Source organism: Allocoleopsis sp., from assembly GCF_036703385.1.
Taxonomy (GTDB): domain Bacteria; phylum Cyanobacteriota; class Cyanobacteriia; order Cyanobacteriales; family Coleofasciculaceae; genus Allocoleopsis.
The window spans coordinates 1-11,440 of the sequence record NZ_DATNPA010000465.1; the positions used below are offsets into that span (position 1 = coordinate 1).

The following is an 11,440-nucleotide window of genomic DNA, read 5'->3' on the forward strand; positions in this document are numbered from 1 at the left end:
GCCCCCAGCCTTTATCTGGCAGAGTTTCTAGCAGAAAGTATTCCACTCGCGATCGCGACAGGTTCAGAAAAAGCCCGTTCTGAGCTAATTATTAGTCCAATTCTATTTGAAGTCCGCAAAATCTTAAATCGGCGCATTAGCTTCTTCTCTGGTGAAGACTTCACCGTAGACGTACAAGCTGGATTGAGCGGTGTCTGTGACTTTTTAATCAGCCGTTCTCCCGAACAATTGTTTATTGAAGCACCTGTAATTGTTATCGTTGAAGCCAAGAAACAAAATCTCAAGGGAGGCTGGGGACAGTGCATCGCCGAAATGGTTGCTGCCCAAAGGTTCAACGCCGCCAAAGAGCAACCCATCTCCACTATTTACGGAAGTGTGACTAGTGGGAATTTGTGGACATTCCTCAAGCTAGAGGCACAAACTGTAACTATTGATCTAACCGAGTATCTGATTCCTCCTGTAGAAGAATTGCTGGGTATGCTGGTGTGGTTGGCGAAAGAAGTATAGAAATGCTATGCCTAATCACAACAGCACAGCATCGGGTTGAGGTTCGTTCTCTTGTTCAGTGCGATCGCCTTTGCTGGTATCGGAGGCGATCGCTATTATCCTTCTCAGTCCGACTTCTGTGCATCAGTGAAGCTAGGTAATTCATCTAAGGAACATTGCTAGATTGCTAGCCATTCTAGATTAAAGGTTCAGTTTCCTTGTTCTTGTCCTTGCGCTAGCTCATCTAGTGTGAAATTTAGAAGATCACACAACGCTTTCATCTGGACTGGATAGAGTTTAGGGGTGTGCCTACCCGTTTCCCAGTTGATTACTGTAGACTCTACAACGTCACAGGCTTTTGCCACTTGTAAGCGAGTCAAACCAAGACTTTCACGTCGTTCTCGTAGTTTTTGCCCTAGCGTCATTCTCCATCCCGTCAGCGTTTTCAGTAAATCAACTATAGATAGTTGACTATAGGTAGTTAATGCCTTAGTGTAGGTATACGTGCAAAATCGCACGACAGTCGGAAGCCAGTCCCCGCCCTAGACAAGCACTGGACTGGCTCTGGCTCCACTTACACATGGAGACTAATTAATTATGCCTTACAAAGAACGACTTAACCCTTGGATGGTAGTTCGCTTGCTTCCCAACATGCAGCGACTAACTGTTGGTCAATTCCGCAGTCGCTCCGATGCAGACGGTCATTTACAGATTCTCCGTCGCCTGATTCCTAACGCTAAATATGTGGTGATGTTTAATTCTGAAGTGCTACAGCCGCAGCAAGCTGACACTCACTACAGAACATCAGGTCGGTAAATCTGAGAACCCCTCCCCAACATTCCCCGACACGGGGAGGGAACGTGATGTTTCTGTTTCTGGTTGATTCCTGTCTCTAGCTTCCGACAATCTGAGTTTTGCTCGCCAGAGCCGATAAGTTGGAGTGAGCGAAAATGGCGACTTGAATGCGATCGCGCAAATTCAGCCGACTCAAAATATTGGTAATATGGTTTTTTACAGTCTTTTCAGAAATGTAAAGCGCTTCAGCAATTTCTCGGTTGTTCGCTCCTGTGGCAATTAACCGCACAATTTCCTGCTCTCTAGGGGTCAATTTATTCCAGTCCAGCGAGGAACTCGAACTCGGTGCGGGGATTTGAGCCATAATTTTCTTACCCAGTCCAGGCCCTAAATGAGTGTAGCCCCTATATACCGCTTTAATCGCCAAGGCTAACTCTTCAGGTGGCGTATTTTTGAGCAAATAGCCAGCTGCACCGTATCTAAGCGCCTGCGCTACATATTCATCATCATCATCAACACTTAAAACTAGCACTTTTGTCTGTTCAAAGCGCTGGCAAATTTCCCTCGTCGCTGCCACACCATCCATAACTGGCATCTGAATATCCATCAGCACAACATCGGGATGCAGCGCTTCTACCTGACGGATGGCTGCCTCTCCCTCCGAAGCTTCTCCCACCACTTGCAAAACATCCTCATTCGCTAACAATAACTTCAATGCTTGGCGAATCAGAGGTTGGTCATCTACTATCAGAACGCGAATCGTCATGGGAAATGCTTATAGCCTTAGATAAGGGAAACATTAAAATTTCGCTCCTAATTTGTGCAGACTGGAGTGAGAAAATGGACTTTTTTCCTAACCCTATCTGTTTCCAGTAGGCAATGCAAGAACTAAGCGTCCTACTTTAAACTAGGACTCAAGTCCTAGAGCAAATTGGGACTCTCACCTCATGCCAGATCCTTGTGTCAGCTCTACGATCAACGTATAGAACATAAACCGATTGTATCATGAGCAAAATTCTAGTCGTAGAAGACAGCCGCACACAAAGGTACATGGTTACCAACTTATTGACAGCCAGTCAGTTTACAGTAACTGCCGCCAAGGATGGAATTGAAGCTTTAGAACAAATTCGTCAGGCTTGCCCTGATGTCGTTGTCTTGGATGTCATTATGCCTCATCTCAATGGCTACGAAGTTTGTCGCCGCCTCAAATCTAACCCAGCAACCAAGAATATTCCTGTCATTATGTGTTCTTTAAAATGTACCAACGCTGACCGCTATTGGGCCTTTAAACAAGGTGCCGATGCTTATGTGAGCAAGCCTTTCCAACCTAAAGAATTGGTTGAAACAGTTAAACAGTTGTTAAATTCATAAGAAATTGAATACCGTGCCTAATTGAGGTCATTTCTGTCTAAAATCTCCAACCGAATTTCCCCGTAGATATGAGAGTGGTAAAGCCAAGAATAAAAAAATAATAATATTGAGTGTTTAGGATATGGCTGCTTCTACACTTGCTCGTTCCAGCTTGAAAGGCTTTCCATAAAATTTTAGCTTCCCGAAGAATGTAATGGCAAGCTTAGATTCTACTCAGGAACAGAGATTAGTATTGACAGGCTTGGTGTAATGAGTGGTTGAGCAGAAATTACAGAACAGGCTTAGGTTTAAACCAAAATACTCTCCAGATTTTTAGAGTTTAGACTAACAATTTTATTCTTCTAGCACCCCGTCTTTACATACAAAATCTTATCCTCATGAGAACTAGCCTAAACTCCGGAATATTGGATTAAAAACCCAAAAATTTCTTGAGAGTTTTTTCAATTTCCTCCTTGGTGGGTTGAGATTGTGATTCTGGTTTTTGAGATTCAGGGTTTGCTAAGGGTCTGGAACTACCCAAGAAATCCTTTATGTTTGGTTGTTTACTCATTTGATATCCTTGCCTAACTCTGAGAATATACTTCTCTCATTGTTAGAATTTGCTCGATGTGGAGTTGTGAGTTTAATCTATCTTTTAGGTGATTCAGCTCACAAAGCAAGCTATTTAATCGATTCTTTATTCAATTGCAGAAATGCTTTATGAGTTCTTTATAGAACTAACCCATTTCTAAGAGATTACACTTATTTTATCACTCTCACTAGAGAATATTTCAAAAATCAACATTGGGAAATATTCTCTGCCAAAATTCTATCAAAGAGGTGATTCCGAGCTGCTTGAAGAGGAAAGCGATCGCGTGTCTAGAAGCTCGACTTGGCAGAGATGCTCTAAATGTCAAGGATTACCAAGGCTGTCCAACCATCATCTGTTTTTTCCACTTGGAAACGGTGTAAGGTAACTGCTTTGACATCTACTCGTTGCTCGTGCCGATCGCAGTCTAGCATTTCTCCCTGAGTCACGGCGGTGAGATGATATTCTCCATTCTTCTGTTCGATGTGAACTTGCTGCGCTCGAAGCAGAAGTAGCTCACTGTCTTTGTAGTAGACAAATTCTTGCAGAAAGTTGAACAGCAACATGTCCAACTCGTCATTCTGCAAGCTGAAGGTTCGTGTTTCCTTGAGTGCGATCGCCTCTGGATTATCAATCATCGCGTTGAGCGTGGCATCCCCAGCCGCGATGAAAAGCGCCTCCAGGTTTTCTCCCCAAGCTCGAAACGCAATATCTGCGATCGCAATATCTTCCAGGAATTCGTAAGACATAATCCTAACTGCTACTAAAATAAGGCGGGAGCGCTCAGGTTGCGGACAATTATGGCAAAACTATCATCAAATTTTTCTTTTGCTGCATAAAATTCAGGAACCTGCCAATCAGGAGGCTGTAGTTGCTCTAGCTGATTCTGATTGAGGTAAACAGGATAACGAACTTCAATTTGGAGTGTTTCGACACCTGGCATTTTACTATAGTGTCTGGTGATGTATCCTCCCGTAAATTGTTTGTTTCTGACTACGTGATATCCCTGGCTTAAAAAGCTTTTTTCTACAGATGAAATGAATAATTCTGAGCAACTGCTATCTTTGGCATTCCCCAAGTCAATGTCTTCAGTGATGAGTCCAAAGAAGCTATGTAAATCTAAAAGGTAAACTTTTCCAAATTTGTCAACTTTATCTTGAAGAATCCCTCTTAATTTCTCGTGGTAGGGAACATAGTATTTTTGCATACGTTCCTGTAAGTGTTCGCTGCTTGGCTGAGTTTGGTAAATGGGTTTTCCGAAAGCTGTTTTCTCAGGAATGACCGAAGTCCAAAAGTTACCAAATATCGGCTCCTTAACCTCTCGATTGAGATCGACCACGTATCTACTATGCGTAGCTTGAATGACTGTAATTCCTAAATCAGGAAGAGATTGATAGAGTCGATCAAGATGCCAGTCACTATTGGGTAAAGCCTGAAGATGCTCGCTTGTAAACTGTTCGGCAATGTCGTCAGGAACAAATAGACCGCTATGAGGGAGATTAGCCACTAGCGGTACTGCCGAACCTTTTGGTATATGGACATTAAATAGATCCATCAGTTAATCCGATCGCTTAGACATAAGGCTATTGCTCACACAAGTTTAATCGACCAAGAATTTCTTCTTTGCGTTGACTTACCTGTTTACCAATAAAAACCAGCTCTGTTCCCTCTTGTTCAAAAGGCTCAAAATCCCACCGTCCAGCAACAAAGTTAAACAGATAAATCCCTTCAGGAAATCGGATAAACCCTTTGGCCCGGTAAACATCTGCTCCCGCCAGGGTGTCAGCAAATTCCTCAAAGCACTGACGATCAAAAGTAGCACTCGAAGTATAGCTAAAAGATTCAAATTCCGGCTGATGAACGTGGTGAGGTTGCGCTTCCACCCGCTCTCTGGTAATCCCAAACAGCAAGTCTGTATCCACTTTACCCCGTTGAGTATGTAGAATTGAAGCAACTGCGTTCAAGGAATGCAACTTTTGTGCGATCGCGTTTAACTCGCTTTCTGAGACTAGATCGACTTTGTTCAGGATAAGGGTATCTGCGGCTTCGATTTGCATCCGCATTGTGTGTCCCACAGACGGATACTTCACCATCGCATCCGCATCAATCAGCGTAACAACTCCATCCAAGCGCACGTTTGGTAAGCTCTCTTGAATATCGAATGCAAGTGCATCGGGTTCTGCCACTCCAGTTGTCTCCACCACAATATGATCTGGGTCAACGGTATCAATAATTTCATTGACAGCCGCTTCAAACTCACCTACCAGGGAACAACAAACGCACCCTCCACCGAGGTCTGCCATCTCAACGTTTTTCCCTTGAATAATTTTGGCATCGATTGAAATTTCACCAAATTCGTTCATCAGAATCGCGATTTTTCGGGAAACTGTATCGATGATGTGACGCAGCAGAGTTGTCTTGCCGCTGCCTAGCGGGCCTGTAATAACTGTAATAGGCGTGCGTGTCTGCATACATCAATTATCCCTTGTATGAACATGATGAAACAAATACCAGCAAGAATACATCTACTTCCAGCTAAAGGCTCCCCCTACGTCGCTGTAATAAGACGAAAGCCGTCAAAAGTTTTCCGCATCATTCGTTGGAATACAGAAGATGACCACCTAGAATATAGTTCTTGGTTTTACGGTAAGTTATATCCCAAACGATGTGATATCTCTTTCGATGGAAAATGGATGGTTTATTTGGCTATGGGGAAAAAGGGTCAAAGCTGGAATGGAGTTTGCCTGCTGCCTTGCTTAAAAACCTGCTTGGAGGGAGAAAGTTGGGGAACTTACTTTGGAGGAGGCTATTGGAAAAACGAAAAAGAACTGTTATTGAATGGTTGGGGAAAGCTTAAAGGAATTATTCCCTTTAGGCTGGGACAGTTAAATGTAAATGCTCAGTTTGGAAAAGAAGATTTAAGTGTACTGTATCCCCGCTTAGAGCGAGATGGATGGACTAGAGCCGGAGACAATTACGGCAATAATGTGAAAGTTAAGAATTCTAAAATATATATGGTCAAATGCGAAAATGACGATGGTTGGTATTGGCAGCCGACTGGGGAGCATCCCACACTCAGAATGCATTACAGAGGCTATTTACAACATGGATACACGTTTGAGTTCAGTCTAGATGAGTATCCCGATCTTCTGGATGCTACAGTTGACTGGGCAACTTGGGATTTTTTAGGTAACTTAGTCTTGGCCCAACAAGGGAAGCTGTATAAATACAAGCTTGATGATTTCAAAAGCAAGCAGCCTAGCTTCTGTAAAGATTTGGAGTTTCTAGAGCCACCTCAAAAGCCCAAATTTTGATACAAAAATGAGCGATTTATCCCTTCACATTTCCAATTGGAGTCAACCGCACAACCCGCTTGCTAATTCCTGCTAACTCAGCCGCTTCAATCACATCATCAACATTTTTGTAGGCACCACCGGCTTCTTCCGCCAATCCCGGTTTAGAGGTACTGCGGACATAGATGCCTTTTTTGAGCATGTCCTGCTGGAGTTGCTCTCCACGCCAGGTTTTTCGTGCTTTTGTCCGACTCATAGTGCGTCCGCTACCGTGCGCTGTGCTGAAGAAAGTCTGAGCGCCACTGGGTACACCCGCCAGCAAATAAGACCCAGTTTCCATGCTGCCACCAATGATAATCGGCTGACCAAATGCCTGGTAACGCTCTGGAACATCCTCCATACCTGGGCCAAAAGCGCGAGTTGCGCCTTTGCGGTGGACTAGGAGCGATCGCTCTTTTCCATCTACAATATGACGCTCTAGCTTTGCCGTATTATGGGCGACATCATAGACCATGTGCAGACCCAAGTCTTCCGCAGAGCTGCCGAAAATCTCCGAAAACACCTCACGAATGCGGTGCAAAATAACTTGACGATTGACAAACGACATATTGATGCCGCATTTCATTGCCGCAAAATAGGCTTGTCCCTCCGGTGAGTTGAAAGGAGCGCAAGCGAGTTCCCGGTCTAAAATTTTGATGCCATACTTGCTCTCCATAACTTTTAGAAAGACTTGCAGATAGTCAGTTGCCACCTGATGACCAAATCCCCGACTTCCACAGTGAAACATCACGACTACCTGATCGGGGCGAATAATGCCAAAAATTTTGGCTAAATCCCGGTCAAATATGTTCTCTTTTCGAGCAACTTGAATTTCTAGGTAGTGATTGCCAGACCCCAAGGTTCCAATTTGGTTGAAACCGCGATCGATCGCCTTTTCGCTAATCTTTGAAGAATCAGCACCCTTCATGCAGCCGTTTTCTTCAATCAGCTCCAAATCTTTTTCCCAGCCATAGCCATTGGCGATGCACCAACGCGCACCTTGCTCAACAACTTGGCGAAAATCATTCCGGGATAGCTTAACAAAGCCAGTACTTCCCACCCCAGCCGGAACTCTTTGGTAGAGTGTATCGACCAGCTTTTTGATATGGGGTTTTACGTCCTTATAGGTCAGGTTCGTGACTACCAAACGCATCCCGCAATTAATATCGAAACCAATGCCGCCAGGGGAGATAACACCCCCTTCCTCGACATCCATCGCGGCTACTCCACCAATGGGAAAACCATAACCAAAGTGCCCATCCGGCATACACAAAGCGTACTTGGTTATTCCTGGAAGCGTGGCGACGTTAGTCACTTGGTCATAAACGCCTTCGTCCATTTCCCGGATTAACTTCTGTGTGCCATAAATCCGGGCAGGAACTCGCATTCCATCCTTATAGGAAACTGGAATTTCCCAGATTGTATCAGAAATTTGTTTCAAAACTTCCATCATAGTTATCTCGCCCTTGAGTTAAATGTCACTGACTTAAGAACTTTCCTCACTCACCAACCAATCTCTTGTGCAGGGGGTCTCTAGGTAGGCACTCCGTCCCCCAGTGGGGGGTTTGGGGGGAACCCCCCCAATCTGGGTTTTTCTCAAAGAACGACTACTTTTTGCTTAAGTCAGTGATATTCCCCTTGAGTTGGTGAGTACGTTACGTGCTTTGAGAATGAGCACACAGCTTGGCCCATGCGTAATTTCGCTATTCATTACCATTTGAACGGCTGTCTCGAAAGGAATACGAACAGCTTTTATCGTTTCCGTTCCTTCTTGATGAGCCTCTTGGAATGTCAACTGCTTGGCCAAAAATAAATGCACAGGACAGTGAATAATAGATGTATCTAAATCAAAAACGCCTAGCTTACTCCATTCGTCGGCTTGGATGCCAAGCTCTTCTTGAATTTCCCGTTGTGCTGCTTCAAAGGGAGGTTCATTGTCCTCCAGTGAACCGGACACGACTTCGATAGTCTCTTGACCAAGAGCATATCGAAATTGCTGAGCCAGATATACTCTGTGTTCGCTATCTATCGGCAGAATAGCAACAGCAGGCTTCAGGGTGACAGTAGAATATGTACCTGGTTGTCCGTCAGGTTGAAGAACTTTGTCTTCACGGATATTGATAAATGAATTGTGGTATTTAAAATCCCTTTCTTGGATTGTCCAAGGGCCATATTTTTGTACCATAATCAGTCGCTTACTATGAAGATTGAGATTTTTAATGAGTACCTTTGACCTATCCGGTTATCTCACTAGTGCAAGAAGGTAGAAGGCAGGAGGCAAAAAGCAGAAGGAATAAGGCTTCTACAGTAAACTTTTTAACCTTTTTCAACTGGATAGTTATTTCCGCCGTGCTGTACTAAAGAAAGTGGTATTACAACTTAATTTGCTAAGGGTGATTGCTCGTAGTGCGCCAACAAGTCAGCTGGGTCGTCATAGATGGCAAGCGCGCCTGCAAGTTGAGTATCATCGAAGCCACCACAGCGTAAGGCAATCACACCAACCTCCGCCCCTTTTGCTGATTCAATATCGTAGGGTGTGTCACCAAGCATGACAACCTGGGATGGCTCTAGCTGGATTTTGTTTAATGCTGCTTCTACAATGTCTGGTGCTGGTTTAGAGGCGTCAGCGTCATTAGAGGATGTTGTTTCTACATCTTTAAGCAATTCATCAACCTGTGCAGCTTTGAGCAAAACTTTTAGTTCTTCACTAGTCGCTGAACTAGCAATGATCAGCTTTAAACCAGCCTGCTGCATATGTGATATTAATTCTCGCGCACCTTTAGTTGCAGCTAAGGTTGGGCCGTAGTGGTTGATGATTAGTTCTTTGCGCCGTTTAGAAATTACTTTACCGTCGCCTTCCTCATCTGTAAGTCCTGGAATTATTTTAGGCATAAGCTGATCACCACCCATACCAATCAGCGATCGCACTTTATCAAAAGGCACATCGTAACCTGATTCGGCAAATGCATCAACCCAAGCTTGAGCGTGAGCATCATTGCTCAAAACAAGCGTGCCATCTACATCCAAAATGATTCCTTGCAATGCCATTCTCTAATCTCCCAGAGGATTGTGCTAGCTGTCAAAACTGAAAAGTTCAGATGTTGGTATGTAGAGAATATCCAACTTAACTCTGATTTTTAGGACTTTAATCAGAGCATATATCTGCCCAGTTCATGACTTAGTGAAGTAACTTAATAGATCATCAATCATGCTAGAAACTAGGACAGCGTCTTTTATCCATCTAAAGAGGTGGATTAGTCAAATCTTTATTTAATGATGAATTCAGAGATGAATGTCACTGACATAAGAGCCTGGAAATAAATTTCAGGCTCAAAACTTAAGTAAGCTAAAGCTTACTAAATCAGCATTTCAACCCGTTTTAACGGGTTTAAGCTTTTAGCCCGTTCGCGTAGCGTTCTCCGTTCCCCGAAGGGGTTCCCGAAGGGTAGGAGTACTTTAGTTCAGGGCTTAAGTCAGTGCCATTCATTCAAAGATAATAATTAAAAAGAAACAGCTCTATCTTGTTCAAATCCAGCCGCATTTTTGTGTCCGCCGCCACCAAATTGCTTAGCGATCGCGCTAACATCAAAATCGCCGATGCTGCGTAATCCCCAGCGGGTCTTCCCATCTTCATCTGACCGCCCAATCGCACTGAAAGGAGCTTCAGGGAAAAGCTGACATAGGTAATGCCCTATATCAGAGGTCAAGCCGGGTTTAGAAGTCTCAACGGTGGGGACTTTATATCCCCCTATCTCTGTCCAAGTGTAGGTAGACGCGATCGCCTCCACATCGCGTTGTCGTTTCTCCAGAATCGGAGTGCCCATCATCTTCGCTAGAGAGAGGAAGTCATCAGGGGATAGATGAGCTAAAGTATCCCAGACCTCAAACTCCTGCTTGAAAGACCTCAGCATCACAAAAACCTCATCAGAAAGGCTCAGTTTCTTCCTCCATAAGTCCCTGTCTTGCACATATTGAATAAGGGTAGGGATTGGCTCGTTGGGGTGCCAATATTCCCAAGCTAAGACTGCCCCTGATTTATTCATGTTGAAGGTCGCAAACGACAGGCCGAGGAGGGCTTCTTGGGCTGTTTTGTGATGATCTAAAATGAGAATTTCACGGGCTACTTTTTCCCAGGCAAGCAGGATTTCCCTAGGATACGAGAAATCCACGATGTAAATGCGATCGCCCTGATTAATGGTCGGTGGCTCTTCCCCGTAGCTTACCCCAATGTACTCCGCACTATCCCCTAAGACAGTCCAAGCACAATAGGCGGCAGCAAAGCCATCATTACAACCATCGTGATAGAGGATTTTGGTTTCCATCAGGCTCTCATCCATGCTCCACCGATATTTGATGTTCTTTTATATTCAAGCGCCGTCAAGAGAATTACACCTTCATCCTAAGGGGAATGGCACTGACTTAAGGGAAAAGTGATCGTTTCTTAGGAAAACCCAGATTGGGGGGAAACCCCCCAAACCCCCACTGGGGGACGGAGTGCCTACCTAGAGACCCCCTGCACAAGGGTTGGTTGGTGAGCTATGAGAGTTCTTAAGTCAGTGACATTCGGCTTAGGGCAGATTGGCAAGCTGGTTATTTATTTTTGGTGCGCTGCACTAGTGACCAGGAACCTTCAGTCTTTAGAGAATTTCGACAATGCCCTGCCGACCATCAATTCGCACCCGCTGACCATCGCGTAACACTTGAGTGGCGTTGTGAATATCCATCACCGCTGGAATGCCATACTCACGCGCCACGATCGCACCGTGGGAAAGTCGCCCCCCCACTTCGGCAATCAGACCCCCTGCTCGCGCCAACAGAGGTGCCCAACCCGAATCCGTGTAAGGTACAACAAGAATGGTTTGTTGGTCAATATCGGAAGCGGCTTGTA

Annotated in this window: 15 protein-coding genes; 4 read left to right on the forward strand and 11 right to left on the reverse strand. The window is 44.6% G+C overall.

Going from position 1 to position 11,440, the window contains the following annotated elements:
- A partial coding sequence (locus V6C93_RS22715; protein WP_333478949.1) for a hypothetical protein occupies window positions 1–507 on the forward strand: 507 nt, incomplete at its 5' end.
- Between the two features lie 188 nt (window positions 508–695).
- Here the strand turns inward: V6C93_RS22715 and V6C93_RS22720 are convergent.
- Window positions 696–911, reverse strand: a complete 216-nt coding sequence (locus V6C93_RS22720; RefSeq protein WP_190777768.1) for a helix-turn-helix domain-containing protein — start codon at window positions 909–911, stop codon at window positions 696–698.
- Window positions 912–1,083: 172 nt separating this feature from the next.
- Between V6C93_RS22720 and V6C93_RS22725 the strand changes: the two genes are divergently transcribed.
- Complete coding sequence (locus V6C93_RS22725; protein ID WP_333478950.1) at window positions 1,084–1,302, forward strand: hypothetical protein; 219 nt, start codon at window positions 1,084–1,086, stop codon at window positions 1,300–1,302.
- A gap of 76 nt (window positions 1,303–1,378) precedes the next feature.
- Here V6C93_RS22725 and V6C93_RS22730 read toward each other — a convergent pair whose 3' ends face one another.
- Complete coding sequence (locus V6C93_RS22730; RefSeq protein WP_333478951.1) at window positions 1,379–2,047, reverse strand: response regulator transcription factor; 669 nt, start codon at window positions 2,045–2,047, stop codon at window positions 1,379–1,381.
- 239 nt (window positions 2,048–2,286) lie between these two features.
- Here V6C93_RS22730 and V6C93_RS22735 point away from each other — a divergent pair, with 239 nt between their 5' ends.
- On the forward strand, window positions 2,287–2,652 hold the full coding sequence (locus V6C93_RS22735) for a response regulator (RefSeq protein ID WP_333478952.1): 366 nt from the start codon (window positions 2,287–2,289) through the stop codon (window positions 2,650–2,652).
- Window positions 2,653–3,061: 409 nt separating this feature from the next.
- On the opposite strand, the gene V6C93_RS22740 is transcribed toward V6C93_RS22735, so the two are convergent.
- From V6C93_RS22740 to V6C93_RS22755, 4 genes are all read right to left on the reverse strand, one after another.
- Entirely contained in the window at window positions 3,062–3,202 is a 141-nt protein-coding gene (locus tag V6C93_RS22740) for a hypothetical protein (RefSeq protein WP_333478953.1), read from the reverse strand.
- A gap of 335 nt (window positions 3,203–3,537) precedes the next feature.
- Window positions 3,538–3,969, reverse strand: coding sequence for an archease (locus tag V6C93_RS22745; RefSeq protein WP_333478954.1), 432 nt, complete (start codon window positions 3,967–3,969; stop codon window positions 3,538–3,540).
- Window positions 3,970–3,983: 14 nt separating this feature from the next.
- Window positions 3,984–4,775, reverse strand: a complete 792-nt coding sequence (locus V6C93_RS22750) for an N-formylglutamate amidohydrolase (protein ID WP_333478955.1) — start codon at window positions 4,773–4,775, stop codon at window positions 3,984–3,986.
- A 28-nt stretch (window positions 4,776–4,803) separates the two neighbouring features.
- Entirely contained in the window at window positions 4,804–5,691 is an 888-nt protein-coding gene (locus tag V6C93_RS22755; RefSeq protein WP_333478956.1) for a GTP-binding protein, read from the reverse strand.
- Window positions 5,692–5,715: 24 nt separating this feature from the next.
- Between V6C93_RS22755 and V6C93_RS22760 the strand changes: the two genes are divergently transcribed.
- A complete protein-coding gene (locus tag V6C93_RS22760; protein ID WP_333478957.1) occupies window positions 5,716–6,534 on the forward strand; it encodes a hypothetical protein in 819 nt (272 codons plus the stop codon).
- A 16-nt stretch (window positions 6,535–6,550) separates the two neighbouring features.
- Here V6C93_RS22760 and V6C93_RS22765 read toward each other — a convergent pair whose 3' ends face one another.
- From V6C93_RS22765 to V6C93_RS22785, 5 genes are all read right to left on the reverse strand, one after another.
- Entirely contained in the window at window positions 6,551–8,005 is a 1,455-nt protein-coding gene (locus V6C93_RS22765) for an RtcB family protein (RefSeq protein ID WP_333478958.1), read from the reverse strand.
- Between the two features lie 165 nt (window positions 8,006–8,170).
- Entirely contained in the window at window positions 8,171–8,737 is a 567-nt protein-coding gene (locus tag V6C93_RS22770; protein WP_333478959.1) for an NUDIX hydrolase, read from the reverse strand.
- Between the two features lie 194 nt (window positions 8,738–8,931).
- Window positions 8,932–9,600 (reverse strand): HAD family hydrolase, encoded by a 669-nt coding sequence (locus tag V6C93_RS22775; RefSeq protein WP_333478960.1) that lies wholly within the window; start codon window positions 9,598–9,600, stop codon window positions 8,932–8,934.
- A gap of 452 nt (window positions 9,601–10,052) precedes the next feature.
- Entirely contained in the window at window positions 10,053–10,874 is an 822-nt protein-coding gene (locus V6C93_RS22780; protein ID WP_333478961.1) for a DHHA1 domain-containing protein, read from the reverse strand.
- Window positions 10,875–11,189: 315 nt separating this feature from the next.
- On the reverse strand, window positions 11,190–11,440 hold a 251-nt coding region (locus V6C93_RS22785; RefSeq protein WP_333478962.1), incomplete at its 5' end, for a PEP-utilizing enzyme.